The organism is Caloranaerobacter ferrireducens, assembly GCF_001730685.1.
Taxonomy (GTDB): domain Bacteria; phylum Bacillota; class Clostridia; order Tissierellales; family Thermohalobacteraceae; genus Caloranaerobacter; species Caloranaerobacter ferrireducens.
Window position 1 is genome coordinate 11,593 of record NZ_MDJR01000005.1, and the last position, 25,524, is coordinate 37,116.

Below are 25,524 nucleotides of genomic sequence, written 5' to 3' on the forward strand. Positions count from 1 at the left end.
GTTTATTATGATATTTAATTCGTTTAAGAAAAAATTGATTAGTGCACTAATTTTATTAGCTATTATTCCAATTGTCATTTTGAGTATTGTAGTCAATTTAACAGTAAAAGAGCAAATAATAAATCAAGCAATAGATATTAGAACTCAGTTTGTTGTTAATAAAGCAGATGAGATTAATAGGTGGTTTAGTGATAAAGAGAAAACATTACAAACTATTGCAAGTGATTATTTAGCTCATAAGAAAGAGATGGATTCAGTAATTGGTTCTGGGAAGGTAAGCAGTTATCTTACCAATTTGGCTAAAAGCATAGATTATTTTTTGGATATCTATATAATCATAAAAGATGAAGAAAAAGATGACTTTGTTTTATTGGCTGATGAAATTGATATTAGAATAAAATCATTATATGATAAAGTTTTAAAAACTGGGGATACTCTGTGGAGTCAACCTTATGAAGATTTAAAAACTGGAAAAATGATTTTGACTGTATTTATGCCTATAAAAGATGAAACAGGAGATATTAAAGAAGTAATAGGAGCAAATATATTTATTAAATCTATAGAAGATATATTTGAGGAATTAAGAAATAAATTAGTAGCTGATGGTTTTATCGTTAGTATAATAAATTCAGAAGGTGAAATAGTAGATTTTTTAGATGAGTCTAATAAATTTGCTAGTATTTTTGATAAAGATTTGAGAAACCTCAATTTAGCAGCGTTGATAGATGGAAATAATGAAAAAATATCAATTAAAGATAAAGAATATTTTGTTATTAAATCAGATATTTCTAAGATAGGATGGAAATTAGTTTGTTTAGTAGATAAAGATGTTTTTTTTGGAAATATAATGGGGCTAAATAAATATATAATAATAACTGTAATATTTACAATAATATTTGTAATATTATTAGCTTCGCTTTTATCTAATCAATTTTCTAAACCATTGCAAGAATTAAAAAAAGGAACTATTGAACTATATAAAGGTAATTATGATTATAGAATTTCTATTTATAAAAATGATGAATTTGGACAATTAGCAAAAGCTTTTAATAGAACAATAGAAGAGCTTGGCAAATCATATAAAAGACTGAGTGAACAGGCAGAAATATTAATAGGGAATAATAAACAACTACAAAGTATGAATATGGAGTTAGAAGCTTCGTATGAACAGCTTCAAGCGATGGCTTTAGAACTTAACGAATCAGAAGAAAAATATAGACTATTAGTTGAAAATATGAATGATTTAGTATGGGCTATTGATTCTAATTACAGAATTACTTTCGTAAATGATCAAATTAAGGACATGTTGAAATATGATAAAGAAGAAGCTATAGGTACAGATATAAGGGACTTTTTATCAAAGATATGGTATTTCAATAGTAAAGAAGGCAAGAGTGATAATTTAAATAGTGATTTTGAGAAGTTGCTGGAAAGTGATTATGATAGTGTTCAAGTTGTATTAATATCTAAAAACGGAAAAGAAGTAATAGGAGAAGTTAGTACTAGAAGAATATTTGATAAAGGAGAACTTATTGGTGTACATGGTGTATTGAGGGATATTACAGAGAGAAAAGAATTATATAGCCAAATTATAAGAAAGAATAAAGAACTTTCTACAATCAATAAAATCAGTAAAAATTTAAATTCTACAATGGATATAAATAAACTTCTAAAAATGGTTGTTGATGATATAGTAGACCTCATGAAAATTCCTTTGTGTACAATAAGATTATTAACAGAAGATGATAAATTAAAGTTAATGGCTTATTCAGGGGAACTGATGGATATTGTTTGGTTTGATGAGATACCAGTTGATGAAGATATTTTAGGAGAAGCTATAAAAAAAGGTGACATTATTAAACTTAGTAATTTTACTGAAGAGAATATAAGTAAGTACAATAAAAAAATTATTGAGAGCGGTAAGGTTAATTGTATAAATGTTATTCCTCTTATTGCAAGAGAAAAAATTTTAGGAGTACTTACAGTAACTACAAAAAAAGAAATAGATGAAAGTCAAACTACTATTTTGACTTCTGTAGCTAATCAAGTAGCTATGATAATTGAAAATATAAACTTATATAATGGACTAAAAGAAAGTTATTTAAGAACAATAAAGACTTTAGCAGCAGCAGTAGAAGCAAAAGATAAATATACAGAGGGTCATTCATATAGAGTTTCTAAATATTCATATTTAATTGCAAAATATATGGGATTACCTAGTAAAATATGTGAGGAAGTAGAAATAGGTGGTATTCTTCATGATATAGGAAAAATAGGAATTAAAGATTCTATACTTTCTAAACCAGGGAAGCTGACAGAAGAAGAATTTAATGAAATAAAAAGACATCCTACAATAGGTGATAGAATACTTCAGAACGTAGGTTTTTCAGATGTTGTTATGAATGCAATTAAATATCATCATAAAAGATATGATTTAAAGGGATATCCAGAAGAAAGCAAATTAGAAGAATTACCTTTAGAAGCTTGTATAGTAGGCGTTGCTGATGCTTTAGATGCAATGGCTTCAAGCAGGTCATATAGAAAGGCTATGAGTATAGAAAAAGCTATTGAAGAGCTTATTAAGAATAAAGGAACTCAATTTCATCCTGATGTTGTAGATGCATTGGTAGATATATATAAAAATAATCCTGAAATTGTTATAGAAATTTCGAAATCTTATTGCGACTAACATTTAATACTTAGCGGCTTTGGCCGCTTTTTTTATGGTAGAAGTATTTAGTATCTGATATAATTAATTATGGAAAAACATTTATTTGAAGGTGATGAAATGGCATATCAAGCTTTATATAGAAAATATAGACCTAAGGATTTTGATGGTGTCTTAGGTCAAGAGCATGTTACTACAATATTGAAAAATCAAATAATAAATAATAATATTGCTCATGCATATCTGTTTTCAGGAACAAGAGGAACAGGTAAAACATCTACTGCTAAAATATTTGCAAGGGCTGTTAATTGCTTAAATAATAAAGATGGAAATCCATGCAATGAATGTGAAGTATGTAAAGGAATATTAAATGACACTATTATGGATGTTGTAGAGATGGATGCAGCTTCGAACAATAGTGTAGATGATATAAGAGAATTAAGAGAAAAAGTTAAATATCCTCCTTCAAAAGGAAAATATAAGGTTTATATAATAGATGAGGTTCATATGCTGTCAAAGGGAGCTTTTAATGCGCTTTTAAAAACACTAGAAGAGCCACCAAAACATCTGTTATTTATTTTAGCTACCACAGAACCTCAAAAACTACCAGCTACAATATTATCAAGATGTCAAAGATTTGATTTTAAGAGGATAAGTGTAGATGATATTGTTAAAAATATGAGGTCTATATGTGATGAACTAAATATAGATGTAGAAGATAGAGGTCTTAGACTTATAGCTAGAAATTCTGATGGTGCAATGAGAGATGCACTTAGCATATTAGACCAATGTGTATCTTTTTCAGATGGAAAAATAACATATGAATATATTTTATCTATATTAGGTACAGTAAATTTAGATATTATCTTTGAACTAACTGATGCTATTATTAATGGTAATTTGGATAAGACTTTAGAGTTAATTGAGAATATAGTTAGAGCTGGAAAAGATATCAATCAGTTTATTAAAGATTTGATTTTGCACTTTAGAAATTTAATGATAGCAAAAACTTCTAACAATATTGAGGATATTATAGATGCTTCTGATGAAATTATAGATAAGCTAAGCAAGCAGGCAAAAAGCATTGAGTTAAATGATATAATGAGAGCTATCAAAATATTATCTGATGTAGAAGTTAAAGCAAAATGGTCATCTCAACCTAGAATAATTTTAGAGGTAGGTTTAATAAAATTTATTAAATCACCATCTGATGTTGATATAGATAATTTATTAGAAAAGGTTAAAAAACTTGAAAAGATTATAGAAGAAGGCAAATTCAATATAAGCAAATCACATTCTTCATATAATACTGAAATTAAAACTTCAATATCAGAAGATATTAAAAAAGATATTTTAGAGCAAAAAGTACAAACAAAAGACGAGATATTAAAGCAAGAAGAAAATTTTGATAATGAGAATATAAGTTTTGATAAAATAAATTCAGATTGGTCAAATTTTCTAAAGAACTTAAAAAAAGAAAAAATTAGTATACATGCTTTGTTGATGGAAGGCAAACCAATTAGCTTTGAGAATAATATATTAACAGTAGCTTTTCAAGATGGTTTTGCTTTTCATAAGGATGCTATAGAAAAGAAAGATAATAAAGAGTTTGTAGAAAAATCAATAAGTAAATACTTCAATTGTGATATAAAGATAAAATTTATTATGGTGAATGAAATAAAAAAAATAGAGGATGAACAAGAAGATAAAAAAAAAGATATAATTGAAAAAATTAAAAATATTTTTGGTGAAGATTTAGTTGAAATTGTTTGATATAATTAGGCTGACAAAATAAATTAAGGAGGATGATATAATGGCAAAAGGAAGATTCCCAGGTATGGGAAATTTCAATAACATGATGAAGCAAGTACAAAAAATGCAAAAAGAAATAGCAAAGTTACAAAAAGAGCTAGAAGAAAGAGAAGTAGAAGCTAGTTCAGGTGGTGGAGCTGTTACAGTTAAAGCAAATGGTAAGAAAGAAATACTAGATATAATTATAGATAAAGATGTAGTAGATCCTGATGATATAGAAATGTTACAGGATTTAATTTTAGCTGCAGTAAATGAGGCTTTAAGAAAGGCAGATGATATGGTAACTGGTGAGATGCAAAAAATTACTGGAGGAATGCCAGGTTTATTCTAAGAAGGTGATGTAGATGGAATATTTTCCTAAACCGATTGCAAAACTGATAGAAGAATTTTCGAAACTACCTGGTGTAGGTAAAAAGACAGCTCAACGATTAGCATTTTATGTACTTAATATGAAAAAAGAAGAAGCTATGAATCTTGCAAATGCAATAGTTAATGCAAAAAGAGATATTAAATATTGTAGTATATGTGGAAATTTAACAGATAGAGATCCTTGTCTAATTTGCAGTAATAAAAGAAGAGATGAAACCTTAATATGTGTAGTTGAAGATCCTAAAGATATAGTTGCAATGGAGAGAACTAAAGAATTTAAAGGACTTTATCATGTGCTTCATGGTAGTATTTCACCTATGGAAGGTATTGGGCCAGAGGATATTAGAATTAGAGAATTACTTGTTAGAATAAAAAATAGTCCAGTGAAAGAAGTGATTTTAGCTACAAATCCTACCATTGAAGGTGAAGCTACGGCAATGTATATATCAAAGCTTATAAAACCAATGGGGATAAAAACTACTCGAATAGCCCACGGAATACCAGTGGGAGGAGATTTAGAATATGCGGATGAAGTTACACTATCTAAAGCTTTAGAAGGAAGAAGAGAAATATAATTATGTATAACCCTCCAAAAAAATGTAAATAATTAAGATAAAAATATTTTGGGGGGTTATTAATATGTCAAATATGTTTTCGCAAAATAAAGTGAAAACACTTTTAAATGTAAATAATCTATTAATTAATATGAAGGACAAGTTGATTCATCATAAAAATAATGAAGAGGAATTTTTTAAAGCTTTAAAAATGGCACATTTTGAATGGAAAGAAGCAGAAAATTATTTTCAGAATGTAACAGATCCTGATTTAATAGATTTTGCTATTTATAATATGGAGGCTGCAAAAACAAAATATATCTACCTTTTAAAGGAAGCTAGAAAAAAAGGAATAAAAGCATCCGTATAAAGGCTTGTAATATTATTTTATTTTTACTTATATACTTAAATAAGAAAATATTTTAGGAGTGTGGAATAAATGGGCTTGGGTTTAGAGGTGGGGGTAGCTTTATCATATGTACTAGCATTAGTTGTAATATTGATTATTGTAATGCTTCTCTTAAAACCGTTAAAGCTAATTTTAAAATTGATAATTAATGGAATAATAGGGTTAGTATTACTTTTGGCAGTAAATTTTATTGGTAAGTTTATTGGAATAAAGATAGGGATTAATATTATAACGATAATTGTTGCAGGATTTTTAGGGATACCAGGAGTGATTTTGTTAATAATAATAAATTATATTTTATAATCCATAGAAAATTATATTCTAAATTATGAATAATTTAGCATATAATTTTCGCACATGAATTTCAACAAAACAAACCTTAATTCATTTAAATTAAAGGTTTTGTTATAAGCAAAAATGGTTAAAATAAATGAGGGAATGTTTTCCCTCTTTTTTCTTTAACTAAAAAATATAAGGTGATACTGACTAATAACTATCCACTAAAAACTATTGACTTCTTTTAGAAAAAAATAAAAATTCGACAAATTTATTTTATATCATATCGTATCTATTGAACAATTTATATTTATCTGTTATACTAAAAAATGCAAACTGTTATATATTTAAAACTAAGATTTCCAGTATTTTTAATGGCCTGTTATATGAGGAATACGATATTGTACTACAACAGATAGAATAAAAAATTACTGTTCTATAACAATTGATTTTATTTCCATAAGTTAATAATTCCTTTATATTTATTGAAGGAATTAAAGCTAATATATAGAAATATTCTGTGTATTTATGAGGACACAAAATAATTTTAATGGTTAATATGAAAGGAGGAAAATTGATGGCAAACAAAATGATTGAAATTCGTTGGCATGGCCGTGGTGGTCAAGGTGCGAAAACTGCTTCATTATTGTTAGCTGAAGCTGCATTTGCTACAGGTAAATTTATTCAAGGATTCCCTGAGTATGGTCCAGAAAGAATGGGGGCACCAATTACAGCTTATAACAGAATTAGTGATAGCAAAATAAGAATACATAGCAATATTTATGAACCAGACTATGTAGTAGTTGTTGATGAGACTTTACTAAAAGACGTAGATGTAACAGCTGGATTGAAAAAAGAGGGTGCTATTGTAATTAACTCAGAAAAGAGCCCTGAACAGTTGAGACCATTATTAAAAGGATATGAAGGAAGAGTTTACACTATTGATGCAAGAAAAATTTCAATTGAAACATTAGGAAAATATTTCCCAAACACTCCAATGTTAGGAGCTATAGTTAAAGTTGCTAACATAATGGAAGAAGAAGATTTCTTAAAAGCTATGGAAGAGTCTTTTGCTCATAAGTTTGCTACAAAGCCAGAGGTTATCGAAGGAAATATGGAAGCTATTAAGAGAGCCTTGAAGGAGGTTAAGGGCGATGAAAGATAATAAAAAAGTTACAATAACTACTGAGACGACTTGGAAAGAAATAACTCCAGGTGGAATTATCTACGAAGCTGGTAATGCACATAATTATAAAACTGGCGAGTGGAGATCAATGAAACCTATCTGGAATAGTGAGAAATGTAAGCAGTGTTTATTATGCTTCCCTGTATGCCCTGACTCATCAATATTAGTTGAAGACGGAAAAATAGTAGGAATCGACTATGACCATTGTAAAGGCTGTGGGGTATGTGTAGAGGTATGTCCATTTAAAGTATTCGATTTTGTTAAAGAAGATTAGTTGTAAGGAGGGAAACAAATGGCTATAAGAGAAAGATTAAGTGGTAACGAAGCAGTTGCAACTGCTATGAAACAAATAAATCCTGATGTTGTTGCAGCTTTCCCTATTACTCCATCAACTGAAGTACCACAATACTTCTCACAATTTGTTGCTAATGGTTCAGTTGATACAGAGTTCGTTGCTGTTGAAAGTGAGCACAGTGCTATGAGTGCTTGTGTTGGTGCATCAGCAGCAGGTGCAAGGGTTATGACTGCTACATCAGCTAACGGTCTTGCTTTAATGTGGGAGATATTATATATAGCTGCTTCATCAAGATTACCAATAGTTATGCCTGTTATAAACAGAGCATTATCAGGTCCAATCAATATCCACAATGACCATAGTGATTCTATGGGAGCTAGAGATTCAGGTTGGATACAATTATATTCAGAAGATAATCAAGAAGCGTATGATAACATAATTCAAGCTATTAGAATAGCAGAGCATAAAGATGTTAGACTGCCTGTAATGGTATGTATGGATGGTTTTATAGTGAGCCACTCAGTTGAAAATATAGAATTATTAGAGACTGAAAAGGTTAAAGAGTTTGTTGGTGAATATGATCCAGGTTTAGATACATTATTAAATCCAGAGCAGCCAGTTGCTATGGGACCATTGGATTTACCACCACACTATTTTGAACATAAACGTCAACAAGCTGAAGCTATGAAAAATGCTAAGAAAGTTATTTTAGAAATAGCTAAAGAATTTGAAGCTTTAACAGGAAGAAAATACGGTTTATTTGAAGAATATAAAATGGAAGATGCAGAAGTTGCTATTGTTGTACTTAACTCAACTGCTGGAACAGCTAAAGAAGTAGTAGATGAGTTAAGAGAAAAAGGAGTAAAAGCTGGATTAATTAAGATAAGAGTATTTAGACCATTCCCTGTTGAAGAATTAAGAGATGCATTAAAGCATGTTAAAGCTGTAGCTGTAATGGATAAAGCAGATAGTTTCTCAGCTGCTGGTGGTCCAGTATTTGTTGAAACTAGAGCAGCTTTATACGATGCAGAAACTAAGCCAGTTGTAATAAGCTATATTTATGGTTTAGGTGGTAGAGACGTAAGAACTAACGATATTATGAAGGTATACAATGACTTACTTGAAATAGTTGAAACAGGAGAAGTTAAGTCAGTTTACAACTACTTAGGTGTAAGAGAATAGGAGGTGTACCGAATGGCTTTAAATTTAAGAGAAGCTGTAAAAAGACCTGAAAGATTTACAGGTGGACATAGATTATGTGCCGGATGTGGTGCTTCTGTAACTGTTCGTGCTGTTTTAAGAGCATTAAAACCAGAAGATAAGGCAGTTATAGGTGCTGCTACTGGTTGTTTAGAGGTTTCAAGTTTCTTATATCCATATACAGCTTGGAAAGATTCATTTATCCACAATGCATTCGAAAATGCAGGAGCTACTATAAGTGGTGTTGAAGCTGCTTACAGAGTTTTAAAGAAAAAAGGAAAAATTGATGATACTTATAAGTTTATAGCTTTTGGTGGAGACGGTGGTACTTACGATATAGGTCTTCAATCATTGTCAGGTGCAATGGAAAGAGGACATGATATGGTATATGTTTGCTATGACAATGGTGCTTATATGAACACAGGTATCCAAAGATCATCAGCTACTCCAAAATATGCAAATACAACAACTTCTCCAGCAGGAAAAGTTGTTCCAGGTAAGCAACAATTTAGAAAAGATTTAACTGAAGTTATGGCAGCACATCATATACCATATGTTGCGCAAACTGCACCATTTGGTAATTTCAGCGATATACATCAAAAGGCTGAAAAAGCTATATATACTGAAGGACCAGCTTTCTTAAATGTATTTACTCCATGTCCTCGTGGATGGAGATATGATACTCCAAAATTAATGGAAATAGTTAAGTTAGCTATAGATACTTGTTACTGGCCATTATATGAAGTTGAAAACGGCAAGTGGAGATTAACATACAAGCCTAAGAAGAAACTTCCAATAGAAGACTTCTTAAGACCACAAGGAAGATTTAAACACTTATTTAAACCAGAAAATCAACATTTAATTGAAGAACTTCAAAAAGAAGTTGACAGAAGATGGGAAATGCTTCTTGAAAAATGTGGAGAATAAAAAAAGCCCTAACCTATTTTAAGGTTAGGGTTTTTCTATCTGCAAAAAACTCTTTGAAATATTTGAATTATTCTGAATTTTTTGATTTAATATTATTAAAGAAATAATATAAAAGGGGGATATACTATGGCTGCACCAAAATTGAATGTAGAATTGAGGAATGGAGGTGGCAGGAGGTATTCTATTAAATTGAGAAAGGATGGTTTTATACCGGGAGTAATTTATGGTCACAATAAAGAAACCAGAAGCATTAAACTAAATGAAATTGAAACATTAAAAGTTTTAAAAAGATTTGGTTCAGGTTCTACAGTGAACTTAAATTTAAATGGAGAAGTAATTCCAGCTATAATTAAAGAGATACAAAAAGATATTATTAAAGATAATTTATTACATATAGATTTTCAACAGCTTTCTGAAGATGAAGAAATTAAAGTTTTTGTTCCTATAGTTTTATTAGGTAAAGGAAAAGTAGAAAGTTCTACAACAATTATTCAGCAACAGATAATGGAATTAGAAATCAGATGTTTACCAAAATATATACCAAATTCTGTAGAAGTTGATGTATCAAATTTAAAATTTGGTGATTCTATTACAGTAGGAGACTTGAATTTAGGAGAAAATATAGAAATATTACATGATGAAAATGAAGTTATAGCATCATTGACTGCAAACAGCAAGTATGAAGAGCTTGAAGATGATAAAGATGTGCCTATTTATGAAAGTGATAAAAGTATATTAGATAGATAAACTTAAAGCGGCCTTTGGCCGCTTTAGTTTTTTTCACAAATTAGATTATTTATGAAAATAACGCTCATGCGGACGAATTTAGAAAAAACTAAAGGCTCAAATTTTTAGAAAATCTTAACGCACCTAATCAAGACATCCTGTCTTGTAGGATGCTGGTTTGACATCCTGTCAAACCTACGGATTTTCTCAAAAATTTTCACCTAGTTTTTTAACTAAATTCTTTCAAACATTCGCTTTCATTTTCATAAAATATTTAAATAGATAAGTTTGTTAACAGTCTGAAGCGGTTTTTATCCGCTTTTTTCTTTTTTGATAGATAGAATTATTATTTGATGCGAATAGCGAATAACGAAAATCGAAAAACGAAAGGCGACGAAGTCGTTTTATTTATGTTTAAAAAATATAGTATTGGAAATAATGAGTAGAGAGAAAAGTGAAGGAGGGGAAATTATGGCTAATGTACATATAAACTGTAATCTAAGAAATGAAATAGGCAGTAAAGCGTGTCATAGAATTAGAAGTAGAGGTCAAGTACCAGGTGTTATATATGGACATCATTTTTCAGGCTATAGTGTCCAATTTGACGCTCTAGAGCTTAACAAAGTAATCAAGGAATATGGAGAAAATGCATTAATTAATGTTGAAGTAGAAGGAAATACTTTTCCAGTAATGATAAAAGAAATACAAAGAGATCCAATTAAAGGCAATATAATTCATATTGATTTGCAAAAGATTTATGAAACCGAAAAAATTCATGTTACAGTACCTATTGTGTTAAAGGGTAAAGAATATGTAAAAAATATAGGAGTTATACAGCAGCAATTAAAAAATATAGAAATAGAGTGTCTGCCTACACAAGTACCAAAGAATATTACAGTTGATATATCTAATCTTTTGACTGGTCGTTCATTAAGAGTATCCGATGTAGAATTTGGAGAAGAAATAAGTGTTTTAAATGATAAAAATGAAGTAATAGTATCACTTGCATCTATGAAGAATGAAGATGGTGAAGAAGTGGAAAATGAAGATGAAGTAGATTTAATATAAATTAACAAGAACAAAACCTGTATCTAAGCTATATGGTTTAGATACAGGTTTTTTATGTAAAATCATAGTTCAAAGTTACTATAGAAAAAAGTAGAAAATAATGATATAATGTAAAAAAAATAATAAGTGTGAAGAAATTGGTAAATAAATGCCAAAGTGTGGTGAAAAACAATGAAAGTGATTTTATTAATTCTTCTACTAATTCCTTTTGTAATGTTACAAACATATATAATAAAAGATGTTTCAGAAGTAGCTAGAAGAGGTATAAAGCATAGTTCTTATAGTAGAAATAATAGCATGAGTACATATAATTATTACAGACATTCTAGATTTAATAAAAATAATATTAGAGCTGTTAAATAAAAATCGTCATCTTTAGATGGCGATTTTTTCTTTGAAGTAAAATTTGAAATTAGATTATTTTTTAATTAAAATAGATATAAGAATATTTTTGGAGATGACTCAAAATGAGAAAGATAAATGTAAGTGAGATAATAGATAAAGTTAAAGAAATGTGTATAAAGGCTAATTATGAATTAGGAGAAGATGTATTGAAAAAGTTACAAGATGCTAAAGATAAAGAACAATCACATATTGGAAAAGATATTTTGGATAAGTTAATTTTAAATGCAAACATATCAAAAGAAAAGCAAATGCCGATGTGTCAAGATACTGGAATGGCTGTTTTTTTTGTTGAAGTAGGGCAGGATATATATATAGAAGGTGGAAATTTAACAGAAGCAATAAATGAGGGAGTTAGACAAGGCTATAAAGAGGGTTTTTTAAGAAAATCAGTAGTTAATGACCCAATAATAAGAAAAAATACTATGGACAATACACCTGCAATAATACATTATGATTTAGTCGATGGAGACAGATTAAAAATAAGTTTTACACCAAAGGGGTTTGGAAGCGAAAACATGTCTGGCTTAAAAATGTTAAAGCCATCAGACGGAATTGAAGGCATTAAGAAATTTGTTTTAGATGTAGTAAAAAATGCAGGTGCTAATCCTTGTCCTCCTATTGTTGTTGGGGTAGGTATTGGAGGAACTATGGAAAAAGCATGTATATTAGCTAAGAAAGCTTTATTTAGAAAAATAGGAGAATATAGTTCTATAAAGCATATAAAAAAGCTAGAAAAAGAACTATTAGATGAGATTAATAAAACTGGAATAGGACCTCAGGGTTTAGGAGGAGATGTTACAGCTTTATCTGTAAATATAGAAGTTTTTCCTACTCATATTGCTGGTCTGCCTGTTGCAGTTAATATAAACTGTCATGCAGCAAGACATATAGAAATAGAGCTATGAAATACAAATTAGGGTACAGAAAACAGAGAATAGGATAAGGTTATGAAGCGAAGAAGGTGAATTTAATTGAAAGAAATAAAAATAACTACTCCATTAAATGATAATATTATAAAAAAATTAAATGCTGGAGATAGAGTATATATCACAGGTACTATTTATACTGCTAGAGATGCAGCACATAAAAGGATGGTAGACAGTTTAAAAAATGGCGAAGGATTACCTTTTGATATAAATAATTCTATAATTTATTATGTTGGACCATGTCCACCAAAACCAGGGCAGGTGATAGGTTCAGCAGGACCTACTACAAGTTATAGAATGGATGATTATACTCCTATATTATTAAAAGTCGGATTAAAAGGAATGATAGGAAAAGGGAATAGGAGTAAAAAAGTTATTAATTCAATAGTAGAAAATAATTGCGTGTATTTTGTTGCGATAGGAGGAGCAGGAGCTTTGATTTCAAGTTGTATTAAATCCTCAGAAATTATAGCTTATGAAGATTTAGGGGCGGAAGCTATAAGAAAACTTTATGTTGAGGATTTGCCAGTTATAGTTGCTATAGATAGTAAAGGAAATAACTTGTATGATGTAAGCTTAAAAAATCAAGAATAGAAGGAGAAAAGTTATGAATATAGGTGAAAAATCTCTTAAATTACATGAAAAAACTAAAGGTAAAATTTCTATCAAATCAAAAGTTGATGTTGTTGACAAGGAGAGTTTATCACTAGCATATACACCTGGAGTCGCAGAACCTTGTAAACGTATAAAAGAAGATAAAAATAATATATATAAATATACATCTAAAGGTAATATGGTTGCTGTTGTAACAGATGGTAGTGCAGTTCTAGGTTTAGGAGATATAGGGGCAGATGCTGCATTACCTGTTATGGAAGGAAAAGCAATACTTTTTAAAGAATTTGCAGATATAGATAGCTTTCCAATTTGTATTAATTCTAAGGATGTAGATACAATAGTTAATACTGTAAAGCTTATAAGTTCATCTTTTGGAGGTATAAATCTTGAGGATATTTCAGCTCCAAGATGTTTTGAGATAGAGGAAAGGTTAAAAAACGAATTAGATATTCCTGTATTTCATGATGATCAGCATGGTACTGCTGTTGTAGTATTGGCAGGCCTTTTAAATAGTGCAAGGCTTCTAAAAAGGGAACTAAAAAGTTTCAAAATAGTTATTAATGGGGCAGGAGCTGCGGGAATAGCAATTTGTAAATTACTTTTAAAAGTAGGAATAAAAGACATAATTGTATGTGATAGTAAAGGAGCTATTTATAAGGGCAGAGATGGCTTAAATTGGGTTAAAGAGGAAATTTCACATATTACAAATCCAAGAGTAGAAAAAGGACAACTTAAAGATGTGATTAAAGGAAAAGATGTATTTATAGGAGTGTCAGCACCAGGAGTTTTAACAGGAGATATGATTCAAAATATGAATGAAGATCCAATTATTTTTGCTCTTTCAAATCCTATACCAGAAATTATGCCTGATATTGCGAAAGAACATGGGGCAAAAATAGTTGCTACAGGTAGATCTGATTTTAGCAATCAGATAAATAATGTATTAGCTTTTCCTGGTATTTTTAGAGGTGCTTTAGATGCTAAAGCAAAATCTATAAATGATGATATGAAAATAGCAGCAGCTCATGCAATTGCATCTATTATAGAAGATGATGAATTAAAGAGCGATTATATAATACCTAATCCATTCGATAAGAGAGTTGTAAAAAAAGTATCAGAAGCTGTAAAGAAAATAATAAATAATTAGAAAGTTTGATATGAAAGGAAGATAATTATGAGAAATGTCATAAAAGAGGTGATAACAAAAAAACCGAAGCCTTTTTGGGAAGTTGTTTTAATGATATTAATTTCAGTAATAGGTGTGAATTTTCTCATAACATTATGTAATAAATTAGGTGAAAAATATGCTGGTATTGCCAGTATTATCATATTAATACTTTCTATAGGCGTTTGTATATTTATAATAAAAAGATTATTAGAATGCTACACTTATATTTTAGTAGATGATGAGCTTTTGTTTGAAAGAAGTGTTGGTAAGAAAAACAGTTTAATCCTAAAGATTCCTATAGACGATATAGAAATTATAAAACCTTATAAAGAATTAAAAAATGATGAAAATATTGCTTATACTTATAAATTTATCTGTGATAAGGAATATGATAAATTTTATTTTGGAGAATTTGAAAAGGAAGGTAAAAGATATAGATTTATCTTTAAACCAGGCGAAAGGTTATTAAAGGCTTTAGGCAACAAAGTTTTTAGCAATGTAGAAAGCTGAGGCTATTAAAATTCCTCAGCTTTTTGTATAATATTTTTTCTTTTATTAAATTTAAATTTTGTGTTTTTTCTTTTATACATAAAATAATCTGCTTTTTCAAAAGCTAGCTGCAGATTATTGATATTATTTGTATTAGCAAATCCAAAGGTTACACTGATAGGAAAAGGTACTTTTTTGCTTTTTAATGAGATATTATGTTTAATTCTATTTATTATTTTTTTAATTATATCATTTCCTACATTAGGCACTATAATTATAAATTCGTCCCCACCATATCTTATTGGTATATCTTTTTTTCTTATGGATTCTTTAATGGATTGCGAAACTATTTTTATAGCTTTATCTCCTGAACTGTGTCCCCAATTATCATTTATACTTTTTAGGTTATCCATATCTATTATTATAACCCCATATGTTTCGTATACAGGGAATTTTAAAACACCTTCCTTAAAATGTTCCCAGAAATTTCTATTATGTAAATTAGTAAAAGAATCTATATATGCAAGTTCTTTATAATAATTTAAATTAAATAAGTCTGTAGTTATTGAAATCAAATAAAATACATTGCTCTTATGTAAAATTTTTTTACTTGTTATTATATATTCTTTATACTTCATTTCATTTGAGTCTTTATTTTTATTTAAAGTCAAAATATCGGATTTTTTTACCAAAGATTTATAGAATTCCGACTTTTCTGAACTACAGAATAATATTTCCCCATTTTCACATAATAGTAAAATAATTTCTTCTTTCATTTTTGTATCCCCCAATAGACCTATTTTTACCCCTTGTTCTTTATTAGAACAACTTTTTTAAAAAAATAAAATATTCTTAAAGTAAATAATGCAAAGGTGGTGAATATTGTATATGAAGCTAATAAATAATAAGCAAGAAAAAAATTTAATTGGTAAAAGATTAAAAATAGCGCGTTTAAAAAATAATTTAACTCAACAACAGGTTTCTATAAAATTGCAAACTATGGACGTTTATATCGATAGAGCTAGTATATCAAAAATAGAGCAATGTAAAAGAATAGTTACTGATTACGAATTAGTAGCTTTTTCTAAACTTTTAGGTGTTAGTGTAAACTGGCTATTAGGTATTGAAAAAGAATAAAATTTACCTATTCCTAGAGGCATTTATAAAATGTCTTACATAAACCCCTCTAGGGTAGAACCACCTAAATAATACTATAATTATTTAATAGAAAGTTGTCAAGTTTTTGAAATTAAGGTAGTTTAATCATAAAACATTGTAAATTTTAAAACGCTACTATCATGTAAAAAGCTAAAGATATTAAATCAAAATTTTTTATTAACATCCCCATCTTCCTTGATTTGTTTAAATCGAAGATTTTGTTTCAATGTTATTATAACATTTATTACAATTTTTTGAATATATATTTTGTTAAAAAAATTGCAAACAAAATAATACAAGGTAATAGCGAACTTTGGGCATGCTTTACGAATAAAATATTAAAAAAGGGAAAAAATCTAGTTAATAATTATTTAAGGGGATGGTAAAATGGACCTAAAAATATGTAAAATGTGTAATAAGCTAGATTATAATGGGATAGATTTATTAGGAGTACATATATGTAAGGAATGTGAAGATGATATTATTAACATAGATGTTAAAGATATAAAATATGAATATTACAAAACGATGATTAAACATATTTGGATAGAATATTTAGCAGGTGTAAGTTAGCTTTATTGACATGGTTTTATTCCATGTCTTTTTGTTTTGTATATGTTAGATTATAATATTTATAAAAGAAAAATACATTTAGCAAGATTAAGGATAATGTTAAAAGGTTTATAGGAATTTAAGATTTCTGTTTTTAGCCTTCTAATTTAACGAATAGCAAATGGCGAGTGACTAATGACGATTTTTTTAGGAGGAACTTTATGAGAGTGCCTATTATAGAAGGATTAGATCATTACATTAATAAAAATAAAACGAGATTTCATATGCCAGGGCATAAAGGTAAAGAAGCTTTGATAGATTGGACAAATTTAATTCCTCAAATAGACGTTACTGAGATTGAAGGAACAGATAATTTACACTCTCCTAGTTCAATAATACTAGAGAGCCTTAAGTTAGCTTCTAAAACATTTAAGACAAAAAGAACTTATTATTCAGTTAATGGTACTACTGGAGGTATTTATGCAGCAATAATGTCATCTACCAAGCCAGGCGATAAAATTTTAATTCAGAGGAACTGTCACAAATCTGTATATAATGCTATAATATTAGGAAAATTAAATCCGATATATATATATCCTAACTATAATAATGAGTACAATATAGTTACTGATATAAACCCTGATGATATAGAAAAAGCACTTTTAGAACATAGTGATATTAAAGCTATTGTTATAACAAATCCTTCATATTATGGTGTATGTAGTGACGTAGAGAGCATAGCTAAAATAGTACATAAATATAATAAGATTTTGATAGTAGATGAAGCACATGGCAGTCATCTTATATTTAGCGATAAACTTCCCAAATCTGCAATTGAATCTGGTGCAGATATAGTTTTGCAGAGTACACATAAGACTCTGCCTGCATTTACACAATCATCTATGATTCATGTATGCAGCAGTAGAGTTGATTTAGAAAGATTGGAAACAATGCTCACAATTCATATGACTACAAGCCCTTCTTATATTTTGATGTCTTCACTTGATTTTGCTAGAGCTTATATGGAGCAAAAAGGTAAGCAAAAACTGAATACTTTAATAGAAAATATAGAGAAAGTTACATTATTTATGAATAACATTGAGGGAGTTAAAATTTTTAACGGTAGAGATAAAAAAGTATGTTTTGATTTTGATATAACTAAAATATTGATTAACCTTACGGGTATAAATATAAATGGAAGCACTTTAGAGAGAATTCTAAGCAGAGATTATGATATACAGGTAGAGATGTCAGATATTTATTATGTATTAGCATTGACTACAGTTTTTGATGAATATGAAGATTTAGAAAAATTAGCATTAGCAATTGAGGATATAGCAAGAAAAGAAGTTTATAGAATAGATAAAGTGGACAAATTAGACTTTAAGTATATTAAACCAAAGACGAAAATTTCTATTTATGATGCTTTTTATAATGAAGTAGAGTATGTTGAAATCACTAAAAGTATTGATAAGATATCAGCTAACTTTATTATACCTTATCCACCAGGGATACCGATATTATGTCCGGGAGAAGAAATTACAGATGAGATAGTGAAATATATTAATTATTTAAAGAAGATAAAAATACCTATATTAGGTCTTGGAAGAAACATGAATGAAATTAAGATTATAAAGTAAAGGATGGTATAAATGAAGGGAATATTTATTACAGTAGAAGGTCCAGATGGGTCAGGTAAGAGTACACAAATAAGGCTACTAGAGGAATATTTAAAAGATAAAGGTTACAATGTAGTAGTAACTAGGGAGCCTGGAGGGACCAGAATTAGTGAGGATATAAGAAATATTATTTTAGATACATCTAATACAGATATGTCACCATATACAGAAGCTTTACTATATGCGGCATCTAGAGCACAACATGTATATGAAACTATTCTACCAGCTTTAAAAGAGGGGAAAATAGTTATATGTGATAGATTTGTAGATTCTAGTTTGGTGTATCAAGGTTTTGCTAGAGGATTAGGGATTAAAAAAATTAAAGAAATAAATGATTTTGCAACAGAAGGACTTAAGCCTGATGTTACTTTATTTTTTGATATAGATATAGATACTGCTTTAAAGAGAATAGGTAATAGAACTACAAAAGATAGACTTGATAAGGAAAAAATAGAATTTCATAGAAAAGTATATGAAGGATATATGAAAATCAAAGAAATGTATTCGTATCGTATAGAAGTAATTAATGCAGCTTATGATATTGAAAACACATTTAAACAGGTAAAAAGTGTAATCGATAGATTGTTAGAATTAAATGAAAAGGAGGTGCTAAAATGAAACTTATTATAGCAATAGTTCAGGATGAAGATGCTCCTAATTTAATAGATGTTCTTATGAAAAATAACTATGGTGTTACTAAACTAGCATCTACGGGTGGCTTTTTAAAATCTGGTAATACTACATTGTTGATAGGAGTTGAAAAAGAAAAGGTTGATGAAGTTATTAAAATCATAGAGGAGCTTTGTCAGTCAAGGAAGCAAGTTACAACATCTCCTTCACTTACAACTCTGTCTCCAGGAGTTTACGTACCATATCCTGTTGAGGTTCAAGTGGGCGGTGCAACAATATTTGTAGTTGATGTAGACTGTTTTGAAAAGGTATAGGAGGATTATTTATGAAAATAAGTGATATATCCAGTAAAAACAGCAAAACGTTTAACAAAATTAATGAAGTTAACAATAAAACTGATGTTAATAAAATAAAATTTAGCCAATCTCTAAGGATGATGGAGGGGCTAAATAAAAGAGAAAGATTAGATTTGCTTTTAAAGCAGATAGACAAGCAGGCAGAGAAATTATCTAAAAAGATAGATATAGGCGAGCTGATAGCTTATAAAAAATTAGTTTCACAATTTATGAAAGAAGCTTTAGAATCTATGGTTAAATTTAGTAAAAATGGTTTTCTTGATAGAAGAGGAAGGCATAGGATTTATGCTATAATAAAGAAAGTAGACAAAGAACTTGAAAAGTTAACAGAAGATGTATTGAAAAAGGAAAAAAACAATTTAAATATACTAAAAAGACTTGATGATATTAGAGGACTTATATTGGATATTTATTTGTAAACAATGTTAAAAGTTTTATGGAAAATTGATGCTATTAGTTTTTGCTTTTAAAGTTTAGCGAACAGCGAATGGCGAATGACTAATGACGATAATTAGTTGGAGGATAAAGTATGGATTTTAATGATATAATCGGTCATGAACAAAACATTTTAAAGCTTCAAAATGCTATTAGAAATGATAGTATAGCTCATGGCTACCTTTTTGAAGGACCTAAATCTATGGGGAAAAAAAAGCTTGCAATGATTTTTGCTAAAACTTTATTATGTGAGAAAAAAGGCATAGAGCCATGCAATAAATGTCCTTCATGTCTTAAATTTGATTCAGGGAATCATCCAGATTTTGATATAATAAATCCTGAAGGAAATTCTATAAAAAGAGAACAAATAGAAAGGTTACTTCATTCTATTAGAATGTTACCTTATGAAGGTATAAGAAGAGTATATATTATAGAAAATGCATATAAAATGACTGGGGAGGCACAAAATAGTTTTCTTAAGACTTTAGAAGAGCCACCTGAATATGCAGTTATTATACTTATAACTGATAATAGTGGAAGTCTTTTACCTACTATAGTTTCCAGATGTCAAGGGATAAAATTTTCATATGTTGAGAACGAAAAAATTGAAAGGCTGTTGGTGGATAAGTACGGTTGTTCTAGAGAAGAAGCAAGTTTTATAGCTTCATTTTCAAATGGAATAGTAGGAAAGGCTGTTAAATTAATACAATCTGAAGAATTTAGAAAATTAAGGGACGATATTATTTTTGCTATAGATGATATTATTTACTCAGACAAATTTAGAATATTTAGTTTAAGTCAAATTTTTATTGAGAACAAGGAAAATATAGAAGATATATTGGATTTATTAACAATTTGGTTTAGAGATATTATGATTATTAAAGTAACAGGAGATACTAGATTCATAATGAACAAAGATAAAATAGAGCTTATATATAAGCATAGTAATACCTTATCAATCGAAAAAGTAAGTGATATAATAGAAAATATTGAAAAAACTAAAGAAGATATAACTTCTAATGTTAATTTTCAGCTGGCTATTGAAGTTATGCTTCTAAAAGTACAGCAGGAGGTATAATTTTTATGGTTACTGTAGTAGGAGTCAGATTTAAAAAGGCTGGTAAGATATATTATTTTGACCCAGTTGGATTAGAAATTAAGAAAAATGATTATGTAATTGTTGAAACAGTTAGAGGTGTAGAGTTTGGGCAGGTTGTAGTAGGACCAAAAGAAGTGAGTGAAGAAGAAATAATTTCACCTTTAAAGCCTGTAATAAGAATAGCAACTGAAGAAGACATAGAAAAACATTATGAAAATAAAGAGAAAGAAAATATTGCTTTTGATATATGCTTAAAGAAAATAGAAGAACATGGTTTAGAAATGAAATTAATAGACGTTGAATATACATTTGACAACAATAAGGTTATATTCTATTTTACAGCTGATGGTAGAGTCGATTTTAGAGAACTTGTAAGAGATTTGGCTTCAGTGTTTAGAACTAGAATCGAGTTAAGGCAAATTGGTGTAAGAGATGAAGCTAAAATGATGGGAGGTCTTGGTCCTTGTGGAAGGGCTATGTGTTGTGCTAGCTTTTTAGGTGAGTTTGAACCTGTTTCTATAAAAATGGCAAAAGAACAGAATTTATCATTAAATCCAACTAAGATTTCAGGAATTTGCGGTAGACTTATGTGTTGTTTAAAATATGAACACGAGACTTATGAAAAATCATTAGAAAAACTGCCTCAAATTGGAGCTTTGGTTGTTACTCCAAAGGGGAACGGTATAGTTATAGAGACTAATACATTACTAGAGTCAGTAAAGGTTAAAGTTAAGCAAGGAGATACAGAAGAAATATTTTCATTTTTAGTTGATGAAATTGAGGTTGTAAATGAAGATGAAGAAGATAAAGAGGTCTAAAATGACCTCCTTATTTTTTTAACTTATCTAATTCTACCTGTAAAAGTTCTTTTATTTCGGAAAATTCAATACTTTCATTATTACAAAAGTCTCTTATTGTAATATTTGTGTTAGGGATTTTACTTTTTATTATACCTTCAATAGTTTCTTTATCTAATCCCCAATCTAATAGTTCTTTAAAAGTAGTTTTACCTTTTATAATGTATTCATTTTCATTACTATCTTCACTTACTTTATTTTGTGTTTCAACTGGAAAAGTAATATCGACTTTATGACTTTCAATATAACTTAATTCTTTTTCATTAAGAGTACCTAAAGATTTCAATAGATCAACTGCATTTTTAGGTAAATAAGTATTTTCTTCCGGCTTATAAGGCAATCCTTTGTATAAAGCTACAAATAGTTTTACAGAATCATTACCTATTTCTATATTCTCATCTAATTGATTACTAAAAATATTTTCCAAATCTTTACTTTTAAAAGAAGAAATATCATCTATATTTTTAAGATGAAAAGCAAACTGTAGTTTATCAATGGGAATTTCAAATAAAGTACTAATATCTTTAAAAGTATAAGAACCTCTTATATCTGCTGGATTATATTGGCCTTTAAATTCACCTTCTTTAAACTTTGCAGGTATTTTAGTAGATTCGGTTTGCCATAAGTTTAAATATGATGTTGTTAAAATACCACCAAATAATATAATAAAAATTATTAAACCAAGTGAATAAGATTTAATTTTCATTTTTATTTGCCTCCTTTCGTAGATAATTCTACAGTTGATGGTATAGGGCAAATATTTTCAGATGTACACTCTAAACAGGTTATACATTGATGATTTTTTACAACTTGATTTTTTGCAACTTCGATATTCATAGGACAAATTTTAGAACATGCATTGCAATTTACACATGTTTTAGAATTTCTTCTGATTTTAAATATTCTGAAGAAGTTAAATATACCTAATAAAGCTCCATATGGGCAGGCGTATTTACACCAAGGTCTTTCTACAAATAAAGAAAGTATCAAAGTTAGCACAAGGACTAATATACCACCTAAAGCTACTTCGCTGCTCCAGAAATTAAAGAGAGCATAATAAGGATCGATATTAGAGAATACCAACTTACTAGAAATTGCTGTCATATATAATACCCAAATTAATACTCCATATCTTAAAAATCTAAGGTATTTATCTATCCTATATGTTATAAAACGATTATATTTTTTCTTGAATATTTTTTACCAATTTTTCCGAACCATTCCTGTATTGAACCAAGTGGGCATATCCAGCCACAAAATACAGGCCCAAATAGTAGTGCTAATAATAAAACTAGCAGCATAAGAATAAAAGAAGATTCATGTATTTTTTTAACAAAAGTTCCTGTAGTTATGAATTGATATGTTGAAACTACACCTCCAAATGGACATAAACCGTGGAGTGAAGCTTTTGAAATAAAAGGAATATTTATGTTTAATTCACTTAAAGTATGATTTATACTAATACTAGCTATTATTATAAAAAATATAATTTGAACAATAGTGCGAGGTTTTACTTTAGTTATTTTCTTTTTATCCATTTTATCGCCCCCTATTTGTGTGTTTTTAATTTAATTATAGAACCGTTTTGTGTCAATTTTGTGGCATTGTTGTGTAAAAACATAGACATTAAATAATATAATTTTGTTAATAAACTTAAACATAGACATTATCTATGTTAAAAATAATAAAAATACTTTTATAAAATAATAATAAATGTTAAAATAAAGGAGAACACTACTTATAGTGTTATATCCAGAAGGAGGTGAACCTGATGGCTTACAAAATTACAGATGCTTGCATCAGCTGTGGAGCATGCGAACCAGAATGTCCTGTAAATGTTATTAGTCCAGGAGAAGATAAATATGTAATTGATGCAGAGGGCTGCATCGAGTGCGGTGCTTGCGCAAACGTATGTCCAGTAGATGCACCAGTACAAGAATAATTATAAATACATAAGAAAGACCCGATTAGGGTCTTTCTTTTATGCATTTTTTAACTAATTCGTTTGCTGCTCTCATTCCACTATTTAACGCGCCTTGTATCCATCCATGCTTAGGGGAAGTATGTTCACCTGCGAAAAAAACTTTATTATTGAATTCCGGCTTTGTCATAGTGTAAGAAAATAGCTTTTTTTGTTCAGGTAAGAAATAGCAGAATGCTCCTCTAAACAGAAGTTCATTGTTCCATTGTATAGTTTTATAATTTGTTACAATACTATCTAAATAACCTTTTTTTAGACCATGAACCATTTCAATTTCTCTTTTTATTTCTGTAAATCTATCGTTATCTTCCAAGTTGCCAAGTCTTACAGCATCTAAGTTGAAATTATATGAAGCTAAAAGAACTCCAGGCTCGTAAGGTGAACAATTTGAATTGCAGGTTGCATGGTCTGATGGATACCATATAGATGAAATTGGAAGATCAGTATTTGAGCTACCGCCAACTATTTTTTCAGAAGGGTCTCCTTCTTCCCAGAAACGTTTATTGCATAAAAATAGAGTTTTTTGTGCATTTGCATAATTTACTTCTTTAATTGCTTGCATTTTATTACTACTAAAGAGTGGATAAATATCTATAGTTCTAAGGGTAGAAAATGGAATTGCACAAATTATATAATCAAAAGACTCTTTTATTTCTTGATTTGAATTTTTTATTTTATATTTAATTAAAACTTTATTATTAACATTATCATTATAAATTCCAGTTACCATACATCCTGTCTTAAAAATTACTTTTCCTAATTTATCGATAGAGATATTTTTATATTCTTTTGGATTTTCTGAGATTAAAGAATTGTAAAAAGCATATGGAAGACAAGAAAGACCACCTATAATTTCATATAAATACGCAAAATCTTGAGGGTATTCTTCTTGTAAAAATTCTATATAACTGTAGTAGTAAAACGAACCCGCTAGAGGTACAACATTAGATATCAAGTTTATAGCTCCTTGACTAAGTCCCATAAACTCCAGAACTTGTCTCATATTAAGTCTAGTCCAAAATAGCAATTGAGGATGATAAATAGGCTTGATTTGTAAAATTTCTTTTCTTATAGTTGGAGGCATATTTAAAAGGGGTATTCCAAATCCATAATTCACTAATTTTTGCCATGGAGTTCGTCTTTCCCATTTTGTAAGTTTATATTTAGGATATATTTTTTCCATTACATTTTTTCCTTTAGGATCATTTCTAACTCTTGTATTTTTTAAGTAAATAAAAGCATTTGGACTACTTTGTATGAAAGGTCTGGTTTTCAGGTTAAATAAATCTATGTAATGCCATGTGGTTTCATGTGAAACGGGTATTCTCATAGGACCTAATTCACCGTAAAGTTTTTTATCTTTATCAAAATAATATGTATAGACTCTTCCACCTATACGATTTTCTGAAGCTTCGAATAAAGTTATATTAAAACCCATTTTTCGAAGTTCAAACGCTGATGACAACCCTGCTAAACCAGCACCTATAATTCCTATTTTTATACCTTTAAAAATACCTGGCATAGCTAAAGAAGTTATTTCTTCAGGAGGATTTAGTAATGAGATAATGTTATTGTAATCTTCTAATCTGCATACTTTAATCAATGCATTTATTAAAAGTTTATGTCTCTGTTTTTTAGTTGGATTTATAGGTTGAATACATGAAAAGTTTTGTTGCAAAAAATC

31 protein-coding genes are annotated in these 25,524 nt (G+C 28.9%); 26 read left to right on the forward strand and 5 right to left on the reverse strand.

Features of this window, described 5'->3' with window-relative positions; translation table 11 throughout:
- Positions 1-7 precede the first annotated feature (7 nt).
- The 17 genes from BFN48_RS08275 (at position 8) to BFN48_RS08355 (ending at position 15,114) form a co-directional block, all read left to right on the forward strand.
- Entirely contained in the window at positions 8-2,689 is a 2,682-nt protein-coding gene (locus BFN48_RS08275; RefSeq protein WP_069650436.1) for an HD domain-containing phosphohydrolase, read from the forward strand.
- Between the two features lie 69 nt (positions 2,690-2,758).
- Positions 2,759-4,441 (forward strand): DNA polymerase III subunit gamma/tau, encoded by a 1,683-nt coding sequence (gene dnaX / locus BFN48_RS08280; RefSeq protein WP_242863245.1) that lies wholly within the window; start codon positions 2,759-2,761, stop codon positions 4,439-4,441.
- A 40-nt stretch (positions 4,442-4,481) separates the two neighbouring features.
- The gene (locus BFN48_RS08285) at positions 4,482-4,811 is read left to right on the forward strand and encodes a YbaB/EbfC family nucleoid-associated protein (RefSeq protein WP_069650437.1); all 330 of its coding nucleotides are present in this window, start codon (positions 4,482-4,484) and stop codon (positions 4,809-4,811) included.
- A gap of 13 nt (positions 4,812-4,824) precedes the next feature.
- The gene (recR, locus tag BFN48_RS08290; protein WP_069650438.1) at positions 4,825-5,424 is read left to right on the forward strand and encodes a recombination mediator RecR; all 600 of its coding nucleotides are present in this window, start codon (positions 4,825-4,827) and stop codon (positions 5,422-5,424) included.
- Between the two features lie 64 nt (positions 5,425-5,488).
- Positions 5,489-5,773, forward strand: coding sequence for a YaaL family protein (locus tag BFN48_RS08295; protein WP_242863246.1), 285 nt, complete (start codon positions 5,489-5,491; stop codon positions 5,771-5,773).
- Positions 5,774-5,842: 69 nt separating this feature from the next.
- A complete protein-coding gene (locus BFN48_RS08300) occupies positions 5,843-6,115 on the forward strand; it encodes a pro-sigmaK processing inhibitor BofA family protein (RefSeq protein WP_069650439.1) in 273 nt (90 codons plus the stop codon).
- A 550-nt stretch (positions 6,116-6,665) separates the two neighbouring features.
- The gene (locus tag BFN48_RS08305) at positions 6,666-7,253 is read left to right on the forward strand and encodes a 2-oxoacid:acceptor oxidoreductase family protein (protein ID WP_069650440.1); all 588 of its coding nucleotides are present in this window, start codon (positions 6,666-6,668) and stop codon (positions 7,251-7,253) included.
- Positions 7,243-7,548, forward strand: a complete 306-nt coding sequence (locus BFN48_RS08310; RefSeq protein ID WP_069650441.1) for a 4Fe-4S binding protein — start codon at positions 7,243-7,245, stop codon at positions 7,546-7,548. The genes BFN48_RS08305 and BFN48_RS08310 overlap by 11 nt, the downstream gene beginning before the upstream one ends.
- Positions 7,549-7,566: 18 nt before the next feature.
- Positions 7,567-8,751 carry a pyruvate synthase subunit PorA gene (porA, locus tag BFN48_RS08315; protein ID WP_069650442.1) on the forward strand — a complete coding sequence of 395 codons (1,185 nt, stop codon included), beginning with the start codon at positions 7,567-7,569 and terminating at the stop codon, positions 8,749-8,751.
- A 12-nt stretch (positions 8,752-8,763) separates the two neighbouring features.
- Positions 8,764-9,696 (forward strand): thiamine pyrophosphate-dependent enzyme, encoded by a 933-nt coding sequence (locus BFN48_RS08320; RefSeq protein ID WP_069650443.1) that lies wholly within the window; start codon positions 8,764-8,766, stop codon positions 9,694-9,696.
- A gap of 126 nt (positions 9,697-9,822) precedes the next feature.
- Complete coding sequence (locus BFN48_RS08325) at positions 9,823-10,443, forward strand: 50S ribosomal protein L25 (RefSeq protein ID WP_069650444.1); 621 nt, start codon at positions 9,823-9,825, stop codon at positions 10,441-10,443.
- A 450-nt stretch (positions 10,444-10,893) separates the two neighbouring features.
- On the forward strand, positions 10,894-11,490 hold the full coding sequence (locus BFN48_RS08330; RefSeq protein WP_069650445.1) for a 50S ribosomal protein L25: 597 nt from the start codon (positions 10,894-10,896) through the stop codon (positions 11,488-11,490).
- A gap of 171 nt (positions 11,491-11,661) precedes the next feature.
- Positions 11,662-11,853, forward strand: coding sequence for a hypothetical protein (locus BFN48_RS08335; RefSeq protein WP_069650446.1), 192 nt, complete (start codon positions 11,662-11,664; stop codon positions 11,851-11,853).
- Positions 11,854-11,957: 104 nt separating this feature from the next.
- A complete protein-coding gene (locus tag BFN48_RS08340) occupies positions 11,958-12,800 on the forward strand; it encodes a fumarate hydratase (RefSeq protein ID WP_069650447.1) in 843 nt (280 codons plus the stop codon).
- A 66-nt stretch (positions 12,801-12,866) separates the two neighbouring features.
- Positions 12,867-13,415 carry a Fe-S-containing hydro-lyase gene (locus tag BFN48_RS08345; RefSeq protein ID WP_069650448.1) on the forward strand — a complete coding sequence of 183 codons (549 nt, stop codon included), beginning with the start codon at positions 12,867-12,869 and terminating at the stop codon, positions 13,413-13,415.
- A 13-nt stretch (positions 13,416-13,428) separates the two neighbouring features.
- Positions 13,429-14,583, forward strand: coding sequence for an NAD(P)-dependent malic enzyme (locus BFN48_RS08350; RefSeq protein ID WP_069650449.1), 1,155 nt, complete (start codon positions 13,429-13,431; stop codon positions 14,581-14,583).
- Between the two features lie 27 nt (positions 14,584-14,610).
- Positions 14,611-15,114 (forward strand): hypothetical protein, encoded by a 504-nt coding sequence (locus BFN48_RS08355; RefSeq protein WP_069650450.1) that lies wholly within the window; start codon positions 14,611-14,613, stop codon positions 15,112-15,114.
- Between the two features lie 5 nt (positions 15,115-15,119).
- On the opposite strand, the gene BFN48_RS08360 is transcribed toward BFN48_RS08355, so the two are convergent.
- Positions 15,120-15,869 (reverse strand): diguanylate cyclase, encoded by a 750-nt coding sequence (locus BFN48_RS08360; protein ID WP_069650451.1) that lies wholly within the window; start codon positions 15,867-15,869, stop codon positions 15,120-15,122.
- Between the two features lie 112 nt (positions 15,870-15,981).
- Between BFN48_RS08360 and BFN48_RS08365 the strand changes: the two genes are divergently transcribed.
- From BFN48_RS08365 to BFN48_RS08400, 8 genes are all read left to right on the forward strand, one after another.
- A complete protein-coding gene (locus BFN48_RS08365; RefSeq protein ID WP_069650588.1) occupies positions 15,982-16,230 on the forward strand; it encodes a helix-turn-helix domain-containing protein in 249 nt (82 codons plus the stop codon).
- A 408-nt stretch (positions 16,231-16,638) separates the two neighbouring features.
- Positions 16,639-16,824: a sigma factor G inhibitor Gin gene (locus tag BFN48_RS08370; protein WP_069650452.1), complete on the forward strand. Its 186-nt coding sequence runs from the start codon at positions 16,639-16,641 to the stop codon at positions 16,822-16,824.
- A gap of 200 nt (positions 16,825-17,024) precedes the next feature.
- Positions 17,025-18,443: an aminotransferase class I/II-fold pyridoxal phosphate-dependent enzyme gene (locus BFN48_RS08375; protein WP_069650453.1), complete on the forward strand. Its 1,419-nt coding sequence runs from the start codon at positions 17,025-17,027 to the stop codon at positions 18,441-18,443.
- A 12-nt stretch (positions 18,444-18,455) separates the two neighbouring features.
- Positions 18,456-19,100 (forward strand): dTMP kinase, encoded by a 645-nt coding sequence (gene tmk, locus BFN48_RS08380; protein ID WP_069650454.1) that lies wholly within the window; start codon positions 18,456-18,458, stop codon positions 19,098-19,100.
- A complete protein-coding gene (locus BFN48_RS08385; RefSeq protein WP_069650455.1) occupies positions 19,097-19,426 on the forward strand; it encodes a cyclic-di-AMP receptor in 330 nt (109 codons plus the stop codon). Before tmk ends, BFN48_RS08385 begins: the two co-directional genes overlap by 4 nt.
- An 11-nt stretch (positions 19,427-19,437) precedes the next feature.
- Positions 19,438-19,887 carry a YaaR family protein gene (locus BFN48_RS08390; RefSeq protein WP_069650456.1) on the forward strand — a complete coding sequence of 150 codons (450 nt, stop codon included), beginning with the start codon at positions 19,438-19,440 and terminating at the stop codon, positions 19,885-19,887.
- Between the two features lie 110 nt (positions 19,888-19,997).
- On the forward strand, positions 19,998-20,981 hold the full coding sequence (holB, locus tag BFN48_RS08395; RefSeq protein WP_069650457.1) for a DNA polymerase III subunit delta': 984 nt from the start codon (positions 19,998-20,000) through the stop codon (positions 20,979-20,981).
- A gap of 5 nt (positions 20,982-20,986) precedes the next feature.
- Entirely contained in the window at positions 20,987-21,820 is an 834-nt protein-coding gene (locus BFN48_RS08400) for a PSP1 domain-containing protein (RefSeq protein WP_069650458.1), read from the forward strand.
- Between the two features lie 10 nt (positions 21,821-21,830).
- On the opposite strand, the gene BFN48_RS08405 is transcribed toward BFN48_RS08400, so the two are convergent.
- The 3 genes from BFN48_RS08405 to BFN48_RS12575 form a co-directional block, all read right to left on the reverse strand.
- Positions 21,831-22,565: a hypothetical protein gene (locus BFN48_RS08405; protein WP_069650459.1), complete on the reverse strand. Its 735-nt coding sequence runs from the start codon at positions 22,563-22,565 to the stop codon at positions 21,831-21,833.
- A 2-nt stretch (positions 22,566-22,567) separates the two neighbouring features.
- The gene (locus BFN48_RS12570; RefSeq protein WP_207644716.1) at positions 22,568-22,963 is read right to left on the reverse strand and encodes a 4Fe-4S binding protein; all 396 of its coding nucleotides are present in this window, start codon (positions 22,961-22,963) and stop codon (positions 22,568-22,570) included.
- Positions 22,964-23,025: 62 nt separating this feature from the next.
- Positions 23,026-23,397, reverse strand: a complete 372-nt coding sequence (locus tag BFN48_RS12575; protein WP_207644717.1) for a 4Fe-4S binding protein — start codon at positions 23,395-23,397, stop codon at positions 23,026-23,028.
- Positions 23,398-23,630: 233 nt separating this feature from the next.
- Between BFN48_RS12575 and BFN48_RS08415 the strand changes: the two genes are divergently transcribed.
- Entirely contained in the window at positions 23,631-23,801 is a 171-nt protein-coding gene (locus tag BFN48_RS08415; RefSeq protein ID WP_054870880.1) for a DUF362 domain-containing protein, read from the forward strand.
- 25 nt (positions 23,802-23,826) lie between these two features.
- On the opposite strand, the gene BFN48_RS08420 is transcribed toward BFN48_RS08415, so the two are convergent.
- The gene (locus tag BFN48_RS08420) at positions 23,827-25,518 is read right to left on the reverse strand and encodes a flavin monoamine oxidase family protein (RefSeq protein WP_069650460.1); all 1,692 of its coding nucleotides are present in this window, start codon (positions 25,516-25,518) and stop codon (positions 23,827-23,829) included.
- Positions 25,519-25,524 lie beyond the last annotated feature (6 nt).

What these genes read in the sequence shown, in the direction of transcription:
- BFN48_RS08275 (WP_069650436.1), top strand. Translation starts at nt 8, where the DNA reads ATGATATTTAATTCGTTTAAGAAAAAATTGATTAGTGCACTAATTTTA.
- dnaX (WP_242863245.1), top strand. Translation starts at nt 2,759, where the DNA reads ATGGAAAAACATTTATTTGAAGGTGATGAAATGGCATATCAAGCTTTA.
- BFN48_RS08285 (WP_069650437.1), top strand. Translation starts at nt 4,482, where the DNA reads ATGGCAAAAGGAAGATTCCCAGGTATGGGAAATTTCAATAACATGATG.
- recR (WP_069650438.1), top strand. Translation starts at nt 4,825, where the DNA reads ATGGAATATTTTCCTAAACCGATTGCAAAACTGATAGAAGAATTTTCG.
- BFN48_RS08295 (WP_242863246.1), top strand. Translation starts at nt 5,489, where the DNA reads ATGTCAAATATGTTTTCGCAAAATAAAGTGAAAACACTTTTAAATGTA.
- BFN48_RS08300 (WP_069650439.1), top strand. Translation starts at nt 5,843, where the DNA reads ATGGGCTTGGGTTTAGAGGTGGGGGTAGCTTTATCATATGTACTAGCA.
- BFN48_RS08305 (WP_069650440.1), top strand. Translation starts at nt 6,666, where the DNA reads ATGGCAAACAAAATGATTGAAATTCGTTGGCATGGCCGTGGTGGTCAA.
- BFN48_RS08310 (WP_069650441.1), top strand. Translation starts at nt 7,243, where the DNA reads ATGAAAGATAATAAAAAAGTTACAATAACTACTGAGACGACTTGGAAA.
- porA (WP_069650442.1), top strand. Translation starts at nt 7,567, where the DNA reads ATGGCTATAAGAGAAAGATTAAGTGGTAACGAAGCAGTTGCAACTGCT.
- BFN48_RS08320 (WP_069650443.1), top strand. Translation starts at nt 8,764, where the DNA reads ATGGCTTTAAATTTAAGAGAAGCTGTAAAAAGACCTGAAAGATTTACA.
- BFN48_RS08325 (WP_069650444.1), top strand. Translation starts at nt 9,823, where the DNA reads ATGGCTGCACCAAAATTGAATGTAGAATTGAGGAATGGAGGTGGCAGG.
- BFN48_RS08330 (WP_069650445.1), top strand. Translation starts at nt 10,894, where the DNA reads ATGGCTAATGTACATATAAACTGTAATCTAAGAAATGAAATAGGCAGT.
- BFN48_RS08335 (WP_069650446.1), top strand. Translation starts at nt 11,662, where the DNA reads ATGAAAGTGATTTTATTAATTCTTCTACTAATTCCTTTTGTAATGTTA.
- BFN48_RS08340 (WP_069650447.1), top strand. Translation starts at nt 11,958, where the DNA reads ATGAGAAAGATAAATGTAAGTGAGATAATAGATAAAGTTAAAGAAATG.
- BFN48_RS08350 (WP_069650449.1), top strand. Translation starts at nt 13,429, where the DNA reads ATGAATATAGGTGAAAAATCTCTTAAATTACATGAAAAAACTAAAGGT.
- BFN48_RS08355 (WP_069650450.1), top strand. Translation starts at nt 14,611, where the DNA reads ATGAGAAATGTCATAAAAGAGGTGATAACAAAAAAACCGAAGCCTTTT.
- BFN48_RS08360 (WP_069650451.1), bottom strand. Translation starts at nt 15,869, where the DNA reads ATGAAAGAAGAAATTATTTTACTATTATGTGAAAATGGGGAAATATTA.
- BFN48_RS08365 (WP_069650588.1), top strand. Translation starts at nt 15,982, where the DNA reads ATGAAGCTAATAAATAATAAGCAAGAAAAAAATTTAATTGGTAAAAGA.
- BFN48_RS08370 (WP_069650452.1), top strand. Translation starts at nt 16,639, where the DNA reads ATGGACCTAAAAATATGTAAAATGTGTAATAAGCTAGATTATAATGGG.
- BFN48_RS08375 (WP_069650453.1), top strand. Translation starts at nt 17,025, where the DNA reads ATGAGAGTGCCTATTATAGAAGGATTAGATCATTACATTAATAAAAAT.
- tmk (WP_069650454.1), top strand. Translation starts at nt 18,456, where the DNA reads ATGAAGGGAATATTTATTACAGTAGAAGGTCCAGATGGGTCAGGTAAG.
- BFN48_RS08385 (WP_069650455.1), top strand. Translation starts at nt 19,097, where the DNA reads ATGAAACTTATTATAGCAATAGTTCAGGATGAAGATGCTCCTAATTTA.
- BFN48_RS08390 (WP_069650456.1), top strand. Translation starts at nt 19,438, where the DNA reads ATGAAAATAAGTGATATATCCAGTAAAAACAGCAAAACGTTTAACAAA.
- holB (WP_069650457.1), top strand. Translation starts at nt 19,998, where the DNA reads ATGGATTTTAATGATATAATCGGTCATGAACAAAACATTTTAAAGCTT.
- BFN48_RS08400 (WP_069650458.1), top strand. Translation starts at nt 20,987, where the DNA reads ATGGTTACTGTAGTAGGAGTCAGATTTAAAAAGGCTGGTAAGATATAT.
- BFN48_RS08405 (WP_069650459.1), bottom strand. Translation starts at nt 22,565, where the DNA reads ATGAAAATTAAATCTTATTCACTTGGTTTAATAATTTTTATTATATTA.
- BFN48_RS12570 (WP_207644716.1), bottom strand. Translation starts at nt 22,963, where the DNA reads ATGACAGCAATTTCTAGTAAGTTGGTATTCTCTAATATCGATCCTTAT.
- BFN48_RS12575 (WP_207644717.1), bottom strand. Translation starts at nt 23,397, where the DNA reads ATGGATAAAAAGAAAATAACTAAAGTAAAACCTCGCACTATTGTTCAA.
- BFN48_RS08415 (WP_054870880.1), top strand. Translation starts at nt 23,631, where the DNA reads ATGGCTTACAAAATTACAGATGCTTGCATCAGCTGTGGAGCATGCGAA.